This window comes from Pseudomonas hefeiensis (assembly GCF_030687835.1).
Classification (GTDB): Bacteria; Pseudomonadota; Gammaproteobacteria; order Pseudomonadales; family Pseudomonadaceae; genus Aquipseudomonas; species Aquipseudomonas hefeiensis.
The window spans coordinates 4,337,299-4,358,200 of record NZ_CP117449.1; the positions used below are offsets into that span (position 1 = coordinate 4,337,299).

The 20,902-nt window shown below is 60.0% G+C and carries 17 protein-coding genes and 1 pseudogene; 15 read left to right on the forward strand and 3 right to left on the reverse strand.

Annotated elements, in window-relative coordinates; genetic code table 11:
• Positions 1-11 precede the first annotated feature (11 nt).
• From PSH57_RS19515 to PSH57_RS19585, 15 genes and pseudogenes are all read left to right on the forward strand, one after another.
• Positions 12-4,376 carry an RHS repeat-associated core domain-containing protein gene (locus tag PSH57_RS19515; RefSeq protein WP_305384944.1) on the forward strand — a complete coding sequence of 1,455 codons (4,365 nt, stop codon included), beginning with the start codon at positions 12-14 and terminating at the stop codon, positions 4,374-4,376.
• Positions 4,377-5,525 (forward strand): ankyrin repeat domain-containing protein, encoded by a 1,149-nt coding sequence (locus PSH57_RS19520; RefSeq protein WP_305384945.1) that lies wholly within the window; start codon positions 4,377-4,379, stop codon positions 5,523-5,525.
• Between the two features lie 334 nt (positions 5,526-5,859).
• Positions 5,860-6,204, forward strand: coding sequence for a hypothetical protein (locus PSH57_RS19525; RefSeq protein ID WP_305384946.1), 345 nt, complete (start codon positions 5,860-5,862; stop codon positions 6,202-6,204).
• Positions 6,191-6,580 (forward strand): hypothetical protein, encoded by a 390-nt coding sequence (locus PSH57_RS19530; RefSeq protein ID WP_305384947.1) that lies wholly within the window; start codon positions 6,191-6,193, stop codon positions 6,578-6,580. The genes PSH57_RS19525 and PSH57_RS19530 overlap by 14 nt, the downstream gene beginning before the upstream one ends.
• A 128-nt stretch (positions 6,581-6,708) precedes the next feature.
• Entirely contained in the window at positions 6,709-7,719 is a 1,011-nt protein-coding gene (locus PSH57_RS19535; RefSeq protein ID WP_305416014.1) for a hypothetical protein, read from the forward strand.
• Positions 7,720-8,361: 642 nt separating this feature from the next.
• Positions 8,362-8,721 (forward strand): DUF6124 family protein, encoded by a 360-nt coding sequence (locus PSH57_RS19540; RefSeq protein WP_305384949.1) that lies wholly within the window; start codon positions 8,362-8,364, stop codon positions 8,719-8,721.
• A 480-nt stretch (positions 8,722-9,201) separates the two neighbouring features.
• A pseudogene (locus PSH57_RS29370) lies at positions 9,202-9,486 on the forward strand (RHS domain-containing protein); the annotation flags it as partial.
• Between the two features lie 341 nt (positions 9,487-9,827).
• On the forward strand, positions 9,828-11,243 hold the full coding sequence (ccoG, locus tag PSH57_RS19550; RefSeq protein ID WP_305384952.1) for a cytochrome c oxidase accessory protein CcoG: 1,416 nt from the start codon (positions 9,828-9,830) through the stop codon (positions 11,241-11,243).
• 11 nt (positions 11,244-11,254) lie between these two features.
• The gene (locus PSH57_RS19555) at positions 11,255-11,794 is read left to right on the forward strand and encodes a FixH family protein (RefSeq protein ID WP_305384953.1); all 540 of its coding nucleotides are present in this window, start codon (positions 11,255-11,257) and stop codon (positions 11,792-11,794) included.
• 137 nt (positions 11,795-11,931) lie between these two features.
• The gene (locus PSH57_RS19560; protein ID WP_305384954.1) at positions 11,932-14,382 is read left to right on the forward strand and encodes a heavy metal translocating P-type ATPase; all 2,451 of its coding nucleotides are present in this window, start codon (positions 11,932-11,934) and stop codon (positions 14,380-14,382) included.
• A 24-nt stretch (positions 14,383-14,406) separates the two neighbouring features.
• Positions 14,407-14,625 (forward strand): cbb3-type cytochrome oxidase assembly protein CcoS, encoded by a 219-nt coding sequence (gene ccoS / locus PSH57_RS19565; RefSeq protein ID WP_047227179.1) that lies wholly within the window; start codon positions 14,407-14,409, stop codon positions 14,623-14,625.
• Positions 14,618-15,301 carry a sulfite exporter TauE/SafE family protein gene (locus PSH57_RS19570; RefSeq protein ID WP_305384956.1) on the forward strand — a complete coding sequence of 228 codons (684 nt, stop codon included), beginning with the start codon at positions 14,618-14,620 and terminating at the stop codon, positions 15,299-15,301. The genes ccoS and PSH57_RS19570 overlap by 8 nt, the downstream gene beginning before the upstream one ends.
• A gap of 284 nt (positions 15,302-15,585) precedes the next feature.
• A complete protein-coding gene (gene hemN / locus PSH57_RS19575) occupies positions 15,586-16,968 on the forward strand; it encodes an oxygen-independent coproporphyrinogen III oxidase (protein ID WP_305384957.1) in 1,383 nt (460 codons plus the stop codon).
• Between the two features lie 93 nt (positions 16,969-17,061).
• Complete coding sequence (gene fnr / locus PSH57_RS19580) at positions 17,062-17,796, forward strand: fumarate/nitrate reduction transcriptional regulator Fnr (RefSeq protein ID WP_092401685.1); 735 nt, start codon at positions 17,062-17,064, stop codon at positions 17,794-17,796.
• Between the two features lie 74 nt (positions 17,797-17,870).
• Complete coding sequence (locus PSH57_RS19585) at positions 17,871-18,419, forward strand: adenine phosphoribosyltransferase (protein ID WP_041020481.1); 549 nt, start codon at positions 17,871-17,873, stop codon at positions 18,417-18,419.
• A 129-nt stretch (positions 18,420-18,548) separates the two neighbouring features.
• On the opposite strand, the gene recR is transcribed toward PSH57_RS19585, so the two are convergent.
• The 3 genes from recR to PSH57_RS19600 form a co-directional block, all read right to left on the reverse strand.
• A complete protein-coding gene (recR, locus tag PSH57_RS19590; RefSeq protein ID WP_047227281.1) occupies positions 18,549-19,151 on the reverse strand; it encodes a recombination mediator RecR in 603 nt (200 codons plus the stop codon).
• Between the two features lie 66 nt (positions 19,152-19,217).
• The gene (locus tag PSH57_RS19595; protein WP_305384961.1) at positions 19,218-20,252 is read right to left on the reverse strand and encodes an NADP-dependent oxidoreductase; all 1,035 of its coding nucleotides are present in this window, start codon (positions 20,250-20,252) and stop codon (positions 19,218-19,220) included.
• Between the two features lie 285 nt (positions 20,253-20,537).
• Positions 20,538-20,876: a YbaB/EbfC family nucleoid-associated protein gene (locus PSH57_RS19600; RefSeq protein WP_003183512.1), complete on the reverse strand. Its 339-nt coding sequence runs from the start codon at positions 20,874-20,876 to the stop codon at positions 20,538-20,540.
• Positions 20,877-20,902: the final 26 nt, after the last annotated feature.

Genomic DNA, 20,902 nt, shown 5'->3' on the forward strand with positions numbered 1-20,902 from the left:
GAACCCCCGGCATGTCTGACGCGCTCTGGGCCGCTCGCCTGGGCGATGCACTGAACCACACCTCAATGATGGCCGACATTCTCGGCGGTGTGCTGGAAGTAGCAGCCAACATTGCGATTACCGCCCTGGCGACGGCTGCGGTGGTGGCCGCCACCGGCATCACTGTCGCCACGGGTGGCTTGGGTTGCTTCCTGCTCGGTGCGGTGGTCGGTGCGGTCGTAGGCATTGCCATGAGCAAGACCGGGGCCGACGAAGGCCTGAGTCATATCTGCGAAGGCATCGGCAACGCCCTCTTCCCGCCCACGGTGCAGGCCAACATTCTCACCGGCTCCAAGGACACCTTCACCAACAACATCCCCTCGGCCCGCGCCGCCGGAGCGGTTGTTTCCCACGTCGCGCCGGCCGGCACCGAACTGGACATGCCCGCGCCGGAAGAAGAGGCCGAGGCCAGTTACCTGGACATGGCCGGCAACTTCTTCTCACAGATGTGGCGCCCCACCGTCGCCTCGCCCGCCCCCGGCACAGAAACCCGGCCGGAAGACCTGGTGATCTGCACCAAACACCCCCCCATGCCGCCGCAGTTCATGGCCGAAGGCTCGGACAAGGTCACCATCAACGGCCAGCCCGCCGTGCGCAGCGGCGACCGCAGCACCTGCGATGCGACGGTGGTGTCAGCCGGGTTGATTTCCCCGGACGTGACCATTGGCGGCGGCTCAGTGGTGGTGCGCGAGATTCGCAGCGGCAAGACCCCGGGCGTAGGGTTGGCGGTCACGGCATTGCTGATGCTCAAGGGCGGCAAGGGCAAGTTCTTCAGCAAACTGCCGTGCATGCTGGCCGGTGGCGCGGCGTCGATGGCGGTCAGCAGCGCCATGGGCGCCGCGGCCAACGCCGCCATGGGCTCGTCGAACCCGGTGCATGCCGCGACCGGAGCCAAGGTGCTGGGCCGCGATGAAGAGCTGGACTTCGTGTTGCCCGGTGTTCTGCCGATCGACTGGCAACGCTTCTACAACAGCCGCGATGAACGTCGTGGCGGGATGTTCGGCACCGGTTGGAGCGTGGCCTACGAGGTGCAGGTGGAGATACTTGCTCATCCGGACGGCGGCGAAACCCTGGTCTACACCGACGAACAGGCCCGGCCCATCGACATGGGCTCGATCCCGCCGGGCGGCGCGGTGTTCAGCGCTGGTGAAGGCCTGGCCGTGCGGCGCCATCTTAACGGGCAGTTGCTGATCGAAAGCGATGACGGCGTGTATCGCCTGTTCGAACCCACGCCGGAGCACACATCACTGCTGCGCCTGAGCCAACTCGGTGACCGCAACGACAATCGCATCTTCCTCGACTACGACGCCGCCGGACGGCTGATGCGCCTGCGCGACACCTTCGATCTGGTGCAAGTCGAGCTGATCCGCGAGCGCGAACGCGTCACCCGGATAGAACGCCTCTACCCCGACCAACAGCGCGAAGTGCTGGTCAGCTATGCCTACGACACGGCGAACAACCTCAGCGAAGTGCGCGACGCCACCGGCCAGGTGCAACGGCGCTTCAGCTACGACGCCGGCCAGCGAATGGTGGAACACCAGCTGCCCACCGGGCTGCGTTGCTTCTACGAATGGGCTCTGATCGAAGACCAGGAATGGCGCGTGGTTCGGCACTGGACCGACGAGGGCGACACCTATCAGTTCGACTATGACCTCAAGGCCGGCGTAACCCGCATCACCGACGGCTTGCAGCGCGTCAGCACACGGCAGTGGAACCGCCAGCACCAGATCACCCGATACAGCGACAACCTCGGCCAGAGCTGGCTGTTCGAGTGGAACGACGAACGCCAGATGCTCAGCGCCACCGACCCACAGGGCGGGCGCTATGCCTACAGCTATGACGAGGCCGGTAACCTGATCGGCGAAATCGACCCGTTGGGCCGCAGCGATTCGACGTTATGGCTCGAGCACTGGGCCCTGCCGCTGGTGGACACCGATGCCGCCGGCCACAGCTGGAAATACCGCTACGATCAACGCGGCAACTGCAGCGCCGAAACCGATCCCCTGGGCCACGTCACCCACTATCGCTACGACGCCCACGGTCAGGTCATCGAAATCATCGACGCCACCGGCAAGATTAAAAAGCTGCGCTGGAACCCGTTCGGGCAATTGGTGGAGCATGTGGATTGTTCGGGCTACCCGACACGGTTCAGCTATGACCAGCGCGGCTACCTGCAGACCATCACCGACGCCCTCGGCGAGCGCACCCACTTCAGCTACGACGCCCAGGGACGCTTGCTCAGCAGCCAATTGCCGGATGGCCGCACCGAACAGTACCAGCGCGACCTCGCCGGGCAGTTGACCGGCTACACTGACCCGGCCGGGCACACCACGCTCTACCAGCACAACCGTCGCGGTCAGGTCCGCCAACGCACCGACGCCCACGGCCGGCAGGTGCAATTCGCGTACGACAGCTACGGGCGGCTGCAAGCGCTGGTCAATGAGAACTGTGAGAGCTATCGGTTTGCCTGGGATGCCGGGGACCGGCTGATTGAACAACAGGACCTCGATGGCAGCGCCAAGCGCTACACCTACGACCCGCTCGACAACGTCGCGGCGGTGACGGCCATACCAGCGCCGTACGGCACCGGCCTGGCTGTAATCCCCGAGACGCCTCCAGCGCCCATCGTCCATCGCCTGGAGCGCGACGCCGTGGGCCGACTGATCGCCAAGGTCACCGACGACGGTCGCACCGAATACACTTACGACCCGCTCGACCAGCTCACCGCCGTCACCTTCACCGATCTGCAAGACAACGCGCAAACCCTGAGCTTCGCCTACGACGCCACCGGCCAGTTGCTCGCCGAAAACAGCGCCGCCGGCAGCCTGCAACACCACTACGACGAACTCGGCAACCTGATCCAGACCCAATTGCCCGATGGCCGCTGGGTCAATCGCCTGTACTACGGCAGCGGCCACCTGCACCAGATCAACCTCGACGGCCAGATCATCAGCGACTTCGAACGCGACCGCCTGCACCGCGAAGTGCTGCGCACCCAAGGCCAGATCAGCACCCGCAGCGAATATGACCGCAGCGGCCGCCTGCGCGCACGCCAACGCCGCCATACCAGCCAACCCTCGCTGCTGCCGGCTGCGGTGCAAAAACACTTCGAGTACGACCCCACCGACAACCTGATTGGCAAACTCGACCAGCAACCCGCAGCGCAACACCGGCAACTGCTGCACTACGACGCCACCGGCCGCATCGTCGCCAGCCAGGACAGCCTGCACGGCCAGCGCGAAACCTTCGCCTACGACGCCGCCGCCAACCTGCTGGACGGCCCGCAAGCCGGCGCCGGGCTGGTGGTGCACAACAAACTGCTGACCTACCAGGACAAGCGGTATCGGTACGATGCCTTTGGCCGGATGATCGAAAAACGCAGCGCCGCGCGCGGCCTGCAACGCTTCGCCTACGACGCCGAAAGCCGCCTGATCGAAGTGCACAATGACAATGGCAGCGTGGTCAAGATGACCTACGACCCGCTGGGCCGGCGCACCGAAAAAGCCGAGCACGACAGCCACGGCTACCCACTGGGCGAAACCCGTTTCACCTGGGACGGCCTGCGCCTGTTGCAGGAACACCGCCACCAGCAAACCAGTCTGTACCTCTACGAAGACGACGGCCACGAACCCCTGGCCCGCGTCGACGGCAGCGGCCCGCTGCAAAAGATCCGCTACTACCACAACGACCTCAACGGCCTGCCGGAACAACTCACCGAGGCCGACGGGCACAATGTTTGGCAGGCCACGTATCGGGTGTGGGGCAACACGCTGGAAGAGGTGCGCGAACCGTATTACATCGAAGAGCAGAATTTGCGGTTCCAGGGGCAGTACCTGGACCGGGAAACCGGGCTGCATTTCAATACGTTCAGGTTTTATGATCCGGATGTGGGGCGGTTTACTACGCAGGATCCGATTGGGTTGGCGGGGGGATTCAACCTCTATCAATACGCACCGAATCCTATTGGGTGGGTAGATCCGTGGGGTTGGGAAGTTTGTCGACTCAGCGCCTCACAGAAGAGAGCGATGGGGCCTGCGCCTAAGGGTATGGTGAAGCCGCATTACCATCATATCGTCCGCGAAAAAGCTCCGAAAAGCTGGAAAGCGCAAAATCGAAAATACATTACCGACTCGCAAAAAATTCTGGCCAAACACAAAGTCGGCCTGAACGACGATCCGCGCAACTTCACTTGGGCCCAGAATGGTGGGGGAAATCACTCTGTAGCCAGCGCGAAAAAGGTTTATGAAATTCTTCAGAAAGCGGACATCGGTGGGACGGCCAGTGTCGAAAACGCATTGAAAAAAATGGGTGATCAAATGGCAAAAGGAATTTTTTAAATGACCAACCCAGAAGAAATTTATGAAAAGAACATCAAGACTTTATCCGCCATTCATGCCGACATCGCCTCGGGAAATGGAGCCTCGCTAAAAAAGCACCTGGAGAAAAATCCCGCTCTATTGCACCTGCCCCTGTATGGCCTTGAGGGGCAGGAGACGTTGCTGCACATGGCTGCCGAACAGGGTCAAACCGAAATTTGCCGCTTATTGGTGGCTTTAGGTATTGCACTGGACCAGCCTGCCGCGAGTTCCGGTAACAGCACCCCCCTTACCGCCGCCGCCGGCAACGGACATCTACAAACATGCCAATGGTTTCTTGAAGCTGGTGCCTTGGTAGACGGTTGGCCTGACAGCATAACCACCCCGCTGATTGACGCGATCACCTCCGGGCACCAGCACATCGTCAATCTTCTTATAGAACACCATGCCGACATCAATCGACTGCACACCCGACTGAATACCGCGCCGTTGGACATCGCCAATACGTGGGGATTTACAGACATTGCGGCCGTCTTAAGAAAAGCCGGGGCGGTCAGTATCATGGACGTTATTGAGAACCCGGCCGAAGAATTCGGCGGGCCTATAGCCACTTTCGTGCACAACACAGCAGGTTGGGTTTTACCCGCGCAACTAAGTCCCTTCAGTAATGAAGCGGGGCTGGAGCTGCGTATCAGCTGCATCGAGGGTAAGAACAAGTTCAAGTTACTCTTTACCGTCGGACTTTTTGCCAAAAGCCCTCATACCGAATTATTCGTATGCTTGCCCGGCGACTGGCCTCTCACGCAGCAAGGTTTTCCCCCGCACAGTCCTTGGGTTTTCCCGGTTGAGTTGCTGTCCCTGCTCGCTCGCCACACGTTCGATAACGGCCCCTTGTCGGAAGGCCAGATCATTTCAAAAACAGATAAAGACTTCGCCCAGCTCAGCTGGCCGAGCGATGCCGACGCGCTGTTGGTCGTGGACAAAATTTGGAACACCACCGAAGAGCCGGTGGATGAACACCATGAGGACTCGGTAAAACTCTACGTCCTGGTTCCTCTCAAGCTGCCGAAGAAAGGGCTACCTGAGGGCGACGCTTTAGCCTCGCTCTTGGAGAAAAAACGAAAGGCGGGCTGGAAAAGTATCGCGTTGACTTCACCGCTACAAAGTTAACGCGTAGAGGATGAATCTGGAGGGATCGGAGATGTAACGTGCTGCCGCCATCGCGAGCTCGCTCCCACAGGGATTGGTGGTGGCGCCCGGTCAGTGATCTCTCGGGATGGACGACACTCTCTCGGTCCGAAAGGATCAACATGCCACACCGCCCGTCATCCAGTTCATTGTCGACAAGTGCTAAAGGCTCGTTCCCGACAGATAGAGATAGGACCCCGGTGATTTTATTGGCCTGGCAGAAAAGCCCGTAACAGGAACGTCTATGAAAGACTTGCCAGATGAAAGCCCGATGCTGGCAGACGAAATAATGGACGTTCCCAAATAGAGAAATACCATGGACATCACCAATGTAATAATTCCAAAAAAATCAATCGGCGGGGTATGCATCGGAGAAAGCATAGAAAAAATTGAAGCGGGCCTTTCAGGCCACTATAAAATTAAACAAGAACAAAACTCGTTCACCCTAGACGACGGCTTTATCAGAGCATATTACGGCCCGGACGGAATTATTACCGCGATTTCCTGCAACTCGAAATTCACCGGCAGCTATAAAAATAAGTTATGGGCAGGCATGACGGTAGCAGAAGTCCTCAAGCATTCTAAAGAGCAAATAGCATGGTCCGGCTTCGTACAAGTGGATAAGATCAGCGGCATCGGACTTTCAAATGAGCTTCTATGAGCATCATAAAGTCGAGATAAAGAACTATACGCTACCTGACGGCGAAACAAGAACAGCGTACATAATCGATAGTACGTTCACCCTCTCGACCCTACCTGACGGAACAATTTTTTCAATCGGTTGCAACGCGCGATACACAGGGCTTTATCAGAAAATACTTTCTACAGGAATGCGTTTTGACCAGATAAAAAAGCTGACCAAACGCCAGCGCACATTTAAAGGCATCATAATCCTCACCGAGGATTTCGGCCTCTGCTATGTCTTGCCGGCGCCTTATGACGAGATAGCTGACAGCATCGAAAATATACCGCCGACGCTAACGCCGGATGGAATCTACGTATCAGACTTTTCTTCCTGGCTTCATAAACCGCAATAACATAAACCATCAAACTACCCCTCTGAATTCCACCTAGAAAGAAGCACAATCCACATACCGCAACAAGCACAAGGCCAAATACAGCAACGAATATCTACCTCGCAATACGAAACGGCAGGCTTAAAGCAATGGATATACTCGAACTGCTCTCATACAAGCTTGAAAATTTCCTGAACGTCCGGCCGTATCCGAAGGCGTTGGGTGCTGTTTTTTACGAAGAAGACGAGCCTTCGCTACTGAACGTCGTCGCGAAAAAACACAATGGCGCTCCCTTCAGCGTTAGCCGCTGGCGGGACTTGTTTTCCACCAGCGCTTTCGAAAAAGCCATGCTGAAGAACGGCTTCACGGAACCCGACTGCTACGCCCTCCTCCTGGTCCTGTCGCGCTTTGGCTACCTGCTTGAAATCGACAACCGTCAACGAACCAACAAGGATTACTTTATTTTCTTCTACCTGATCCAACTGATCAGCTTGAAGAACAGCACCCTGGATGCGGATGCGCGCCTCAGGAACTACATGCTTAGGTTCCTCCTCTTCGAATTGAGCATCGATGACGAGGCGTATCGTCGGTTCAGCATCGAGGGCAATCAGTTGATGATGGCGACCGACGGGCTGGGGTCCGTGGCTTTTCTGGATTTGATTGATCTGGTTTACAAAGCGATCAAGGCCAACAGCAGGAAAGAGCATCAACTGCTGAGTACGTTGAAAACGTTTCAAACAAGCACAGTCAGATTACTCAGCGAGCCCGACGATACCCATGACCGCTTCGCGATCAATGATCGTCACAGCGAGCTTATGTACCCCGACGTTTTTTTGCCCACCTATGCTCAGGACAGGCAAAAAATATTTGATGCTTTGATCGACGCGGTCAATCCGCTTCAGTCAACGGCAAACCTGTTCGTCTCCAATATGGTTGTGATGAATTACGCCTTTCACGTCCTGAAAGACAAGTCTCACGAAATTCTAAAACTGAAAAAACACGTCCGTGATGAAGCGCTGTTCGGCCAATTGCTGGAGGTGATCATCATGCGTCGGATGGCAGTCAACAAAGCGCTGTTCGAAAAAATTCCCACGGGGCACGATCTGTCCTTGATCAAGGATGAGCAAACCGCGTTCTACAACATTTTGTACCGCCAGTAGAAACTTGATGCATTTGTGCGCCTGACGCTTCTCTTTGCAGCGCACAAAAATAATCAGAGCCGGGATTCGGCTGTGCTCAAGAAAACCCTGGCGGCTAGATCAAATTGGGAAACAAGCAGTTCGATCTGGCGCTTGCGAACAAATGACCAGGCGCAGGTTAAGCGCAAATCCCCGTGGCGAGGGAACTTACTCCCGCTGGGCGGCGGAGCCGCCCCAAAAAGGCTGACGAATTCCTACAGAAAAACCGCTGCACCACCGAGCGAGAGCAAGCGCCTTCACCCCGAATCCTGGGCATTACGAAGGCTTGGTTATTCCCCCTCCGCAACGCTTCCACCAAGCTACGAATCCTTGCGCCATTGCCTACAACTACGCCAGAATTCGCCCGCTTGTGCGCCTTGCTCATGGGTTCTATCGTTTCCCTGCCACTGCCCATCAGTGGTCGGGTTTAGTAGCCCGGTAGTAGTAACGGTTGCATGAGTCTCATCAGTCAGGCATTGCCTGCACTCGATGGTGGCTGTGCGCATGGCGCCTTCGGGCGCGCCGGGTTCCGTTGCCTCTACCGGTCTACTAACTTGCGCACAGCTGCCTCCTTTCGTTTAGTAGCGAGATGGTTGCGGCCTACTCATTAGAGGTAACGCAACGATGTTCAAAATTACTCCAAATCCTCCTGAAACTGACTCAACGTCTACCCATTCCGGTCGCAAAAACAAAAAGCACGACGAAACCACCAAACGCGTCTTGGATCACTACCTGCTACCCAAACCGGAAAAGTCCGAAGAGGCATCCAATCCAGACCAGCTCTTCACCGTGGCAAAAAACGCCGACAACGAATGCCTGCTTGCCAACCTCAGCGAAAACCTGGCATCCGCCGACGCGATGATCAGCAACCTGGCCTTCGATCTGGAAGGCCCCCACCGCCACATTGCCCTCGGCATCCAGCAACTGATCGAGTTGAGTTCAATGCTGGCCAGCCGTGTGCTGGATAACGTCGACCCACGCTAGCCGCGACACCACCAACCCGTGGCGAGGGAGTGGCCGCCGCGTCTTCGACGCTGCGCTGTCGCGCAGTGAACTAGGTCCTGTGGCGAGGGGATTTATCCCCGTTGGGCTGCGCAGCAGCCCCCAAACCAGGCAACTCGGCGTGCCAGGAAGATTGAGTTAACTGCTTTAGGGCCGCTGCGCAGCCCAACGGGGCGGTGCGACGTTTCGCTAAATCCCCTCGCCACAAAGGGAGGCGCACTCGCCTAACTGAGATCACATTGCCGAAGTGTGCTTGGCAGAAAATTTTATTTTTAAAATCAGCAGGTTGTAGTTTGTTCCATGAGAGCTTGCTCCCGCTGGGTGGCGAAGCCGCCCCGAAACAGGCTGACGCATTCTCCAGATAAACCGCATCAGCCGGTTTACGACGGCTGCGCCGCCGAGCGGGAGCAAGCTCCCTCGCCAGGGATCGCCTACACCTCAAAAGCAGGCGTGTAACCCGCCTTCACCGACCGGCAAGGCAACGCGCAAACCCTGAGCTTCGCCTACGACGCCACCGGCCAGTTGCTCGCCGAAAACAGCGCCGCCGGCAGCCTGCAACACCACTATGACGAACTTGGCAACCTGATCCAGACCCAGTTGCCCGACGGCCGCTGGATCAATCGCCTGCACTACGGCAGCGGGGCGCTGCAAAAAATCCGCTACTACCACAACGACCTCAACGGCCTGCCGGAACAACTCACCGAGGCCGACGGCCACAACGTGTGGCGGGCGACATATCGGGTGTGGGCACCGAGCCCAGAAGCGCAGATGATTGGAGCTACGATGTACGACCGCCGGGTGGCAAAGCCGCCCAAAATAGTGGCACAAAGCAACCAGGCGGGCCGGTCGAACGAGTTGGCAGGCCCTTTGGTTTTTTCGCCAACGCCATGGAATGTCTATAGTCAATTGATCTGGGTCATGACTTGTTACATCCGCTACACCATTCGGCCCTTCCTCCCAACGCGACCAAAGGTCGCACCCTTGAGCTAGACCTACAGGCGTATCATTGCGCCACTGCACTACCCTTTCTGACCGTGGTCGGCACGTACTGACCCCGGCACTTTTCCACTGCCGTGGGATGCATTTTGATGAGCAACCAGATTCCGGTACATGACGTCACCCCGCCTGCCAAGGACGCGAACCAAAGCGTCGATCTCTACGCTTCTCGGGAAAAAATCTACACCCGCGCCTTCACGGGCCTGTTCCGCAACTTGCGGATGGTCGGCGGTGGCATGTTGTTCCTGCTGTACTTCGGTACGGTCTGGCTGAATTGGGGCGGGCATCAGGCGGTCTGGTGGAACCTGCCCGAACGCAAATTCTTCATTTTCGGCGCGACCTTCTGGCCCCAAGACTTCATCCTTCTGTCAGGGCTGCTGATTATTGCCGCCTTTGGCCTGTTTTTCATCACGGTATACGCCGGACGGGTCTGGTGCGGCTACACCTGCCCGCAAAGCGTATGGACGTGGATTTTCATGTGGTGCGAGAAGGTCACCGAAGGCGACCGCAACCAGCGCATCAAGCTCGACAAGGCGCCCATGAGCGGGAACAAGTTCCTGCGCAAGCTGGCCAAGCACAGCTTGTGGCTGCTGATCGGTTTCGTCACTGGCATGACCTTCGTCGGGTATTTCAGCCCCATCCGTGAACTGGTGTTCGAGTTCTTTACCGGCCAGGCCGATGGCTGGTCATATTTCTGGGTCGGTTTCTTCACCCTCGCCACCTACGGCAACGCCGGCTGGCTGCGCGAGCAGGTGTGCATCTACATGTGCCCTTACGCACGCTTCCAGAGCGTGATGTTCGACAAGGACACCCTGATCGTTTCCTACGACCCGCGTCGCGGCGAAAGCCGTGGCCCACGCAAGAAGGGCGTTGACTACAAGGCCCTGGGCCTGGGGGACTGCATCGACTGCACCATGTGCGTCCAGGTCTGCCCCACCGGTATCGACATTCGCGACGGCCTGCAGATCGAATGCATCGGCTGCGCGGCGTGCATCGACGCCTGCGACAACATCATGGACAAGATGGATTACCCGCGCGGGCTGATCAGCTACACCACCGAACATAACCTCTCGGGACAGAAAACCCATAAACTGCGCCCACGCCTGATCGGTTATGCCCTGGTGCTGCTGGCAATGATCAGCCTGCTGGTGACCGCGTTCTTCATGCGTTCGCTGGTGGGTTTCGACGTCAGCAAGGACCGTGTGCTGTACCGCGAGAACGCCGAAGGCCGGATCGAGAACGTCTACAGCCTCAAGATCATGAACAAGGACCAGCGCGATCATACGTACGTGCTGGACGCCACTGGCTTGCCGGACCTCAAGCTGCAGGGACGCCGGGAAATCAAGGTCGCGGCTGGCGAGATCTTCACCCAGCCGGTAGAACTGTCCAGCGCGCCGGAGCAACTGCCGTCGAGCGCCAACGAGGTGACCTTCATCCTCAAGGATGCCGATGACGACAGCGTTCATGTTGAAGCCAAGAGCCGGTTCATCGGCCCACAAATTCGTTGAGAGAACTGAACATGCCTGCAGCAACCGCTACAAGTCCCTGGTACAAGCACCTCTGGCCGTGGATCATCATTGGAATTTTGGCCTGCTCGGTGACACTGAGCCTGACCATGGTGACCATCGCCGTGAACAACCCGGACAATCTGGTCAACGACAACTATTACGAAGCCGGCAAAGGCATCAACCGCTCCCTGGAGCGCGAACTGCTGGGCCAGACCCTGCAACTGCATGCCAACGTGCAACTGGATGACGTCACCGGCGAAGTGAACCTGCGCCTGAGCGGCGACAGCCGGCCCCAGACCCTGGAACTGAACCTGATCTCGCCGACCCAGCCGGAAAAGGACCGCAAGGTCGTCCTGACGCGCAACGACAGCGAACCGGGACGGTATGTCGGTCAGTTGACGGACAAGATCGAAGGCCGGCGCTTTGTCGAATTGCTGGGGGTCGAGAACGACAAGACCTGGCGGCTGTTCGAAGAAGAGCAGATCAACCATGACCAGGCCGTCCTGCTCGGCGATGAACCGCTGCAAGGCGCTGAAGACCTGAAGAAATAAGCTGCTGCGCTGCGCGCAATCGCGAGCAGGCTCGCTCCCACATTGGAATGTCGTAGTGAGACAAACCTGAATGTGGGAGCGAGCCTGCTCGCGAAGAGGCCTTCAGATGCCAGAAAGTTTCGATATGTGAATACCTCATGACCACCCCACTGCCTTGCTATCACTGCGCCCTGCCCGTTCCTCCCGGCAGCCGCTTCACCGCCGTTGTCCTGGGTGAAACTCGCGAACTCTGCTGCCCGGGTTGTCAGGCAGTGGCCGAGGCGATTGTGGCCGGTGGGCTGGAGAGTTATTACCAACACCGCAGCGAAGCATCGGCCAACCCCGAAACCCTCCCGGTCCAGTTGACCGATGAGCTGGTGCTGTACGACCGCCCGGACGTGCAGCAGTCGTTCGTGCGCCATGAAGGCGAGTTGGCCGAAACCACGCTGCTGATCGAAGGCATCAGTTGCGCCGCCTGCGGCTGGTTGATCGAAAAACAACTGCGCAGCCTGCCGGCCGTGGCCGAGGCGCGGCTGAACCTGTCCAATCACCGCCTGCATGTGCGCTGGGCAGACGCTCAATTACCACTGAGCACCCTACTGGCCGAACTGCGCCAGATCGGCTACGTCGCCCACCCATACCAGGCCGACCAGGCCAGCGAACAACTGGCCGCGCAAAATCGCCTGGCCCTGCGCCAATTGGGCGTAGCCGGTTTGCTCTGGTTCCAGGCGATGATGGCGACCATGGCCACCTGGCCGGAATTCAACATCGACCTGAGCCCGGAGATGCACACCATCCTGCGCTGGGTCGCGCTGTTCCTCACCACACCTATCGTGTTCTACAGTTGCGCACCGTTCTTCAAGGGCGCGATGCGCGACCTGCGCACGCGGCACCTGACCATGGACGTTTCGGTGTCCCTGGCCATTGGCGGCGCCTATGTCGCCGGGATCTGGACGTCCATCTCCGGTGTGGGTGAGCTGTATTTCGATGCCGTGGGCATGTTCGCGCTGTTCCTTCTGGCCGGTCGCTACCTGGAGCGCCGCGCCCGGGAGCGCACCGCTGCCGCCACCGCACAACTGGTCAATCTGCTGCCGGCCTCGTGCCTGCGCCTGGAGGATAACGGCCAGAGCGAACGGATCCTGCTCAGTGAATTGCGCACCGGTGACCGGGTACTGGTGCATCCCGGAGCGGTCCTGCCGGCCGACGGCAGAATCCTTGACGGCCAGTCCAGCGTCGACGAATCGCTGCTGACTGGCGAATACCTGCCACAACCTCGTCAAGTGGGCGACACGGTGACCGCTGGCACGCTTAACGTGGAGGGCGCATTGACGGTCCAGGTGCTGGCACTGGGGCAAGACACCCGGCTGTCGGCCATCGTGCGGTTGCTGGAACGGGCCCAGGCCGAGAAGCCGCGGCTGGCGGAAATCGCCGACCGCGCCGCCCAATGGTTCCTGCTGTTCTCCCTGGTCGCTGCGGCGGCCATCGGTCTGCTGTGGTGGCAACTGGATGCCTCTCGCGCCTTCTGGATCGTGCTGGCGATGCTGGTCGCCACCTGCCCTTGCGCGCTGTCCCTGGCCACGCCAACCGCCCTTACCGCCGCCACCGGCACGCTGCACAAGCTTGGCCTGCTGCTGACTCGCGGCCATGTGCTGGAAGGCCTGAACCAGATCGACACGGTCATTTTCGACAAGACCGGCACTCTCACCGAAGGTCGTCTGGCGTTGCGCGCCATTCGGACGCTGACGGCCCTGGACAGTGATCGATGCCTGGGCCTGGCCGCGGCCCTGGAAAATCGCTCCGAACACCCCATCGCCCGTGCCTTTGGCCGCGCGCCACTGGCCGCCGAGCACGTGCAAAGCACCCCGGGGCTGGGCCTGGAAGGCCTGGTGGATGACCAGCGCCTGCGCATCGGCCAACCCGGTTTTGTCTGCGAACTCAGTGGCGCGGCGGTGCCGGTGATGCCGGATGAGCCCGGACAATGGTTGCTGCTGGGTGATGACATCGGTCCGTTGGCCTGGTTCGTCCTCGACGACCGCTTGCGCGCCGACGCCCCGGCATTGCTGGCCGCCTGCAAAGCGCGGGGCTGGCGCACACTGTTGCTGTCGGGCGACAGTTCGCCCATGGTTGCCAGTGTCGCCGCCGAACTGGGCATCGATGAAGCTCGCGGCGGTTTGCGCCCGGACGATAAACTGGCCGTGTTGCAACAGTTGCACCAGCAGGGCGGCAAGGTGCTGATGCTCGGCGACGGGGTGAACGACGTGCCGGTGCTGGCGGCGGCGGACATCAGTGTCGCCATGGGCTCGGCCACCGATCTTGCCAAGACCAGCGCCGATGCGGTGTTGCTGTCCAACCGTCTCGATGCCCTGATCCACGCCTTCAGCCTGGCTCGGCGCACCCGGCGGGTGATCATCGAGAACCTGGTGTGGGCAGCACTGTACAATGGCCTCATGTTGCCGTTCGCCGCTCTCGGCTGGATTACGCCGGTGTGGGCCGCGATCGGCATGTCCATCAGTTCGCTGACCGTGGTGTTGAATGCGCTGAGGCTGACGCGTCAGCCCAAGACGCCGGTTTTCGACGCCACGCCCGATACCCGCCCGCTGCCGGCCTGAGCCGCGCGGGCATGGAGTTCCGACATGCCAGCTCTTTACGTGATGATCCCGGCCGCACTGCTGATCGTGGCCATCGCCGTCTACATCTTTTTCTGGGCGGTGGACAGCGGGCAGTACGACGACCTCGACGGTCCGGCCCACAGCATTCTGTTTGACGATCAGGACCCCAACCACAAAGCGGCGGTGGACGAAGCCAGCGGCGAGCCCCGCAAGCCGGACGACAAGGCCCCGCCCCATGCTTGATCTGGCGCCACTGTTGGTCTCGGCGCTCATCCTGGGGTTATTGGGCGGCGGTCATTGCCTGGGCATGTGCGGCGGCCTGATGGGCGCTCTGACCCTGGCAATCCCTAAGGAACAGCGCAGTCGGCGCTTTCGGTTGCTACTGGCCTACAACCTGGGGCGGATTCTGAGCTACGCCACCGCCGGGTTGCTGATCGGCCTGGCTGGCTGGGCCGTGGCCAATAGCCCAGCGGCGATGGTCATGCGCGTGTTGGCCGGGCTGCTGTTGATCGCCATGGGCTTGTACCTGGCGGGCTGGTGGAGCGGCCTGACCCGCATCGAAGGCGTCGGTCGCGGCCTGTGGCGGCATATCCAGCCCGTCGCCAACCGTTTGCTACCGGTGTCGAGCCTGCCGCGGGCCTTGCTGCTCGGCGCGCTCTGGGGCTGGCTGCCGTGCGGGTTGGTCTACAGCACCCTGCTGTGGTCAGCCAGCCAGGGCGATGCGCTGGACAGCGCGTTGCTGATGCTCGCCTTCGGCCTCGGCACCTGGCCGGTGTTGCTCGCCACCGGGATGGCCGCCGAACGCATCACCGCTCTGTTGCGCAAACGCAGCGTACGCATGGCCGGTGGCTTGCTGGTGATTGTCTTTGGTCTCTGGACCCTGCCAGGACCGCATCAGCATTGGCTCATGGGGCACTGAACCGGCCGGCCTCAATCGCGAGCAGGCTCGCTCCCACAGGGGATTTGTGGCGAACACCACATTATGAACACCCCACGATCAAAATGTGGGAGCAAGCTCGGCTCCCACAGGCCATGCGTTGTGGCCGGAAGCCAGGAACGCCCCGATCCAGTGTGGGAGCGAGCCTGCTCGCGATGAGGCCATCACCCACACCCAGCCCCCATGCCCGTTGACGCAAATCAACACCCCCCCGCGCCCACTTCCCTAGACTCGTGCTCATGCCAGTCTATCCGGGGAACGCCCGCATGCTCGACGCCATTCGTTGGGACTCAAACCTGATCCGCCGTTACGACCTGGCGGGACCCCGCTACACCTCGTACCCGACCGCAGCGCAATTCGGTAGCCAGGTGGGGACCTTCGACCTGCTCCATGCCCTGCGCGACAGTCGCAAGGCCCTGAGGCCATTGTCGCTGTATGTGCATGTGCCGTTCTGCGCGAACATCTGCTACTACTGCGCCTGCAACAAAGTTATCACCAAGGACCGTGGCCGTGCCCACGCCTACCTGCAGCGCCTGGAACAGGAAATCCAGCTGATCGGCTGCCACCTCGACCCGGCGCAGCGCGTGGAACAGTTGCACCTGGGCGGTGGCACCCCGACGTTCCTCAACCATGACGAATTGCGCCAGTTGATGGCCAGGTTGCGCCAACACTTCAACCTGCTGGAGGACGACTCCGGCGACTACGGCATCGAAATCGATCCCCGGGAGGCCGACTGGTCCACCATGGGCCTGCTGCGGGAACTGGGCTTCAACCGCGTCAGCATCGGCCTGCAAGACCTTGACCCGGCCGTGCAGCGCGCCGTCAATCGCCTGCAAAGCCTGGAAGAAACCCGCGCGGTGATCGAAGCTGCCCGGACCTTGCAGTTTCGTTCGATCAACATCGACCTGATTTACGGATTGCCCAAACAGACCCCGGAAAACTTCGCCCACACCGTCCAGGAAGTCATCAACCTGCAGCCGGACCGGCTTTCGGTGTTCAACTACGCCCACCTGCCGGAACGTTTCATGCCCCAGCGCCGCATCAACAGCCAGGACCTGCCCAATCCGGCGCAGAAGCTGGCGATGCTGCAAGGCACCATCGAGCAACTGACCGCCGCGGGTTATCGCTATATCGGCATGGACCACTTCGCCCTGCCCGACGACGAACTGGCGATCGCCCAGGAAGACGCCACCCTGCAACGCAACTTCCAGGGCTACACCACCCACGGTCACTGCGACCTGATCGGTCTCGGCGTGTCGGCCATCAGCCAGATCGGCGATTTGTACTGCCAGAACAGCAGCGACCTGAACCATTACCAGAACACCCTGGCCGACGGGCAACTGGCAACCAGTCGCGGGCTGCTGTGCAATGCCGACGACCGGCTGCGGCGCGCGGTGATCCAGCAGCTGATCTGCCATTTCAATCTGCTATTCACCGACATCGAGCAAACTTTCAACATCGATTTTCGCGGTTATTTCGCACCGTTGTGGCCACAATTGCAGGGGATGGCCGAGGACGGCCTCATTGAGTTAACCAGCACCCACATCAAGATACTGCCCGCCGGGCGTCTGCTGGTACGCTCGGTGTGCATGGTCTTTGATACCTATCTGGAGGGACACAATCGACAGCGCTTCTCCCGAGTCATCTGAGCGCGACAATTTGACGATGAAAGCCCGCTGGCCGGAGTACCTGCGCTGAGTTACCCTTACGGCTTATGTGTGTTTCCCACAAGGATTTAAGAAATGTCCGAGCCAGTCAAATTGCGCGCCCACAACCAGGCCCATTGCAAGGATTGCAGCCTGGCCCCCCTCTGCCTGCCACTTTCGTTGAATCTGGAGGATATGGACGCGCTGGACGACATCGTTAAACGGGGCCGACCGTTAAAAAAAGGTGAATTCCTGTTTCGCCAGGGTGACACCTTCGATTCCGTCTATGCGGTGCGCTCGGGCGCCTTGAAAACCTTCAATCTGAGTGATGGCGGCGAAGAACAGCTCACCGGTTTCCACCTGCCCAGCGAACTGGTAGGTCTATCGGGCATGGACACCGAGTCTCATCCGGTCTCGGCCCAGGCGCTGGAAACCACCTCGGTGTGCGAGATCCCCTTCGATCGCCTGGACGAGCTGGCCTTGCAACTGCCGCAACTGCGTCGTCAGTTGATGCGGGTCATGAGTCGGGAGATCCGCGACGATCAGCAAATGATGCTGCTGCTCTCGAAGAAAACCGCCGACGAACGCATCGCCACGTTCCTGGTCAACCTCTCGGCACGCTTCCGCGCCCGCGGGTTTTCGGCCAACCAGTTCCGCCTGAGCATGTCGCGCAACGAAATCGGCAACTACCTGGGCCTGGCGGTGGAAACCGTGTCCCGGGTATTCACCCGTTTCCAGCAGAACGAATTGATCGCCGCCGAGGGCAAGGAGATCCATATTCTCGACCCGATCCAGCTCTGCGCCCTGGCGGGTGGCTCGATCGAAGGCTGATGAGCATGCGCGGCCCAGGGTTCGTCCTGCCGCGCTATACTTCGGCGTTTGCAGCCTGCCAGGACACCTAGACGATGGTCTTCGACTCCTTCGACATCAAATCCCTGATCCGCCCCGTGATCGACTTCCCCAAGCCGGGCGTGATCTTTCGCGACATTACCCCACTGTTCCAGTCCCCCACCGCGCTGCGGCTGGTGATGGACAGTTTCGCCCATCGTTATGTCGAGGCCGAGTTCACCCACATCGGCGCGATGGATGCGCGAGGCTTCCTGATCGGCTCGATCCTGGCCTATCAACTGAACAAGCCCCTGGTGCTATTTCGCAAGCAAGGCAAACTGCCGGCGGATGTGCTGGCCGAGGGTTACCAGACCGAATACGGCGAAGCCTTCCTTGAAGTGCATGCCGACAGCCTGTGCGAGGGTGATTCGGTGGTGATGTTCGATGACCTGATCGCCACCGGCGGCACACTGATCGCCGCCGCCAACCTGATCCGCCGCATGGGCGCCAAGGTCCACGAAGCCGCGGCGATCATCGACCTGCCAGAGTTGCTTGGCTCTCAGCGTTTGGAAGACATGGGGATACCAACGTTCTGCCTGACGCAGTTTTCGCTGAGCGAAAGGTAACCGGCACACCGCGCTTAAACCTGTGGGAGCGGGCTTGCTCGCGAAAGCGGTGGATCAACTGACACTTATGTTGACTGACACACCGCCTTCGCGAGCAAGCCCGCTCCCACATGGGCTTTTGTGTGGCGGTTATAAAGCGATCGGTTTGCGCCCGGCAAACGAATGCGCCAGCGTCCCGCCGTCCACCAGTTCCAGCTCGCCACCCAGCGGCACGCCATGAGCGATGCGTGAAGCAATCAGACCCTTGTTGTTGAGCAATTGGGCGATGTAGTGGGCGGTGGCTTCGCCTTCGACCGTCGGGTTGGTGGCGAGGATGACTTCCGTGAAAGTACCGGCTTCTTCGATCCGCGCCATCAGTTGCGGAATGCCGATGGCTTCCGGCCCCAGGCCGTCGAGCGGAGACAAATGCCCCTTGAGCACGAAATAACGGCCGCGAAAACCGGTCTGCTCCACGGCGTACACATCCATGGGGCCTTCCACGACGCATAGCAGGCTGTCATCCCGACGCGGGTCGGCGCATTGCGGACAGAGATCGTCTTCAGTGAGGGTGCGGCATAAGCGGCAATGCCCTACCCCTTCCATGGCCTGACTCAAGGCCAGAGCCAGACGCGAACCGCCGCTGCGATCACGTTCAAGCAATTGCAACGCCATGCGCTGGGCAGTTTTCTGACCCACACCCGGCAAAGTTCGCAGGGCGTCGATCAGTTGGCGAATCAAAGGGCTGAAGCTCATGGAGGAAATGTCCGACATAACAACGAGACGCGGTTTATACCCGCGCCTCCGATTAGCGTCAAATACTCAATCCTGCGCCACCCGCACCACCAGCTTGCCGAAGTTGCGCCCCTCCAGCAGACCGATAAAGGCCTGTGGCGCATTCTCAAGACCATCGACCACGTCTTCGCGGAACTTGACCTTGCCGTCACGCACCCAAGGCGCCATGGCGCTGATGAATTCCGGCTGACGGCCACTGAAGTCGTCAAACACGATAAACCCCTGGATCCGCACGCGCTTGGTCAGCAATGTGCGCTGCAATTGCGGCAAGCGATCCGGGCCGCTCGGGGCTTGATGCTCATTGTAGGAAGCGATCAGGCCACAGAGGGGAATGCGCGCCTTCGCGTTGAGCAGCGGCACCACTGCGTCGAACACCTTGCCACCGACGTTTTCGTAGTAGATGTCGATGCCCTTGTCGCAAGCTTGGGCCAGTTGCTCGGCAAAGTCATCGCGCTTGTGATCGACGCAAGCGTCGAACCCCAACTCGTTGACCACGTATTTGCATTTCTCGGGGCCGCCGGCCACGCCGACCACCCGCAGGCCCTTGATCTTCGCCACTTGGCCGACCACCGAGCCGACTGCGCCCGAGGCTGCTGCGACCACCAGGGTTTCCCCGGCCTTCGGCTGGCCAATCTCCATCAAGCCCATGTACGCGGTCATGCCCGGCATACCCAGCACACCCAGCGCCATCGACGGGCTCGGCAGCCCGGACGGGATCGGAATGACATTGCGACCATCGCTGACAGTGTGGCTCTGCCACCCCGTAGCGCCCACCACCAGATCACCCTCCTGAAACTTCGGATGCATCGAACGCTCAACCCGGCTGACAGCACCGCCGGTCATCACCTCACCGATTTCCACCGGCGCAGCGTAGGAAGGTGCATCACTCATGCGACCACGCATGTAAGGGTCCAATGAGAGGAACAGCGTCTTGAGCAGGATCTGCCCGTCCGCCAGCTCCGGCAGCGTCACCTGCTCCAGACGGAAGTTGTCCGGGGTGGGCGCGCCTGTGGGGCGGGAGGCGAGGACGATGCGCTGGTGGGTGGTCGATGCTTGTGACATGGAAGCGTCTCCTTGATCGTTGAGTGGCACTTATAGGAAGCAGACTCTTTTGAAGGGGGTGTGTTCGATGTTTTTGCCGTTGGACCGCGGCGCCTGCTTTCGCGAGCAAGCCCGCTCCCACAGGGAACTGTGGTGGACATAGATATTGATGTCCTCCCGGGACAGTGTGGGAGCGGGCTTGCTCGCGAAAGCAATCGTACAGACGCCACATTTCCCGAGCACAAACAAAAATGCCAGGCGCGATGCCTGGCATTGTGTGTAGCCCATCCCGACCGGGATGGCGAGTCAGAACGGCAGCTTCATGCCCGGCGGCAGTTGCATGCCAGCGGTCATGCCGGACATTTTGTCCTGGCTGTTGGCTTCGATCTTGCGCACCGCGTCATTGACGGCGGCGGCGAACAGGGCTTCGAGCATTTCCTTGTCGTCTTCGCTCAGGCCTTCGACCACGCTCGGGTCGATGCTGACACGCTTGATGTCGTGGCGACCGGTCATGACCACGGTCACCATGTCGCCGCCGGACTTGCCGGTGACTTCGGCGTTGGCCAGTTCTTCCTGCATCTTGGCCATTTTTTCCTGCATCTGCTGCGCCTGCTTCATCAGGCCGGCCATGCCACCTTTCATCATGGGAATCACCTCAAAAGTACTTGGAT

Coding starts and splice junctions, on each gene's coding strand:
- PSH57_RS19515 (WP_305384944.1), top strand. CDS start 12: ATGTCTGACGCGCTCTGGGCCGCTCGCCTGGGCGATGCACTGAACCAC.
- PSH57_RS19520 (WP_305384945.1), top strand. CDS start 4,377: ATGACCAACCCAGAAGAAATTTATGAAAAGAACATCAAGACTTTATCC.
- PSH57_RS19525 (WP_305384946.1), top strand. CDS start 5,860: ATGGACATCACCAATGTAATAATTCCAAAAAAATCAATCGGCGGGGTA.
- PSH57_RS19530 (WP_305384947.1), top strand. CDS start 6,191: ATGAGCTTCTATGAGCATCATAAAGTCGAGATAAAGAACTATACGCTA.
- PSH57_RS19535 (WP_305416014.1), top strand. CDS start 6,709: ATGGATATACTCGAACTGCTCTCATACAAGCTTGAAAATTTCCTGAAC.
- PSH57_RS19540 (WP_305384949.1), top strand. CDS start 8,362: ATGTTCAAAATTACTCCAAATCCTCCTGAAACTGACTCAACGTCTACC.
- ccoG (WP_305384952.1), top strand. CDS start 9,828: ATGAGCAACCAGATTCCGGTACATGACGTCACCCCGCCTGCCAAGGAC.
- PSH57_RS19555 (WP_305384953.1), top strand. CDS start 11,255: ATGCCTGCAGCAACCGCTACAAGTCCCTGGTACAAGCACCTCTGGCCG.
- PSH57_RS19560 (WP_305384954.1), top strand. CDS start 11,932: ATGACCACCCCACTGCCTTGCTATCACTGCGCCCTGCCCGTTCCTCCC.
- ccoS (WP_047227179.1), top strand. CDS start 14,407: ATGCCAGCTCTTTACGTGATGATCCCGGCCGCACTGCTGATCGTGGCC.
- PSH57_RS19570 (WP_305384956.1), top strand. CDS start 14,618: ATGCTTGATCTGGCGCCACTGTTGGTCTCGGCGCTCATCCTGGGGTTA.
- hemN (WP_305384957.1), top strand. CDS start 15,586: ATGCTCGACGCCATTCGTTGGGACTCAAACCTGATCCGCCGTTACGAC.
- fnr (WP_092401685.1), top strand. CDS start 17,062: ATGTCCGAGCCAGTCAAATTGCGCGCCCACAACCAGGCCCATTGCAAG.
- PSH57_RS19585 (WP_041020481.1), top strand. CDS start 17,871: ATGGTCTTCGACTCCTTCGACATCAAATCCCTGATCCGCCCCGTGATC.
- recR (WP_047227281.1), bottom strand. CDS start 19,151: ATGAGCTTCAGCCCTTTGATTCGCCAACTGATCGACGCCCTGCGAACT.
- PSH57_RS19595 (WP_305384961.1), bottom strand. CDS start 20,252: ATGTCACAAGCATCGACCACCCACCAGCGCATCGTCCTCGCCTCCCGC.
- PSH57_RS19600 (WP_003183512.1), bottom strand. CDS start 20,876: ATGATGAAAGGTGGCATGGCCGGCCTGATGAAGCAGGCGCAGCAGATG.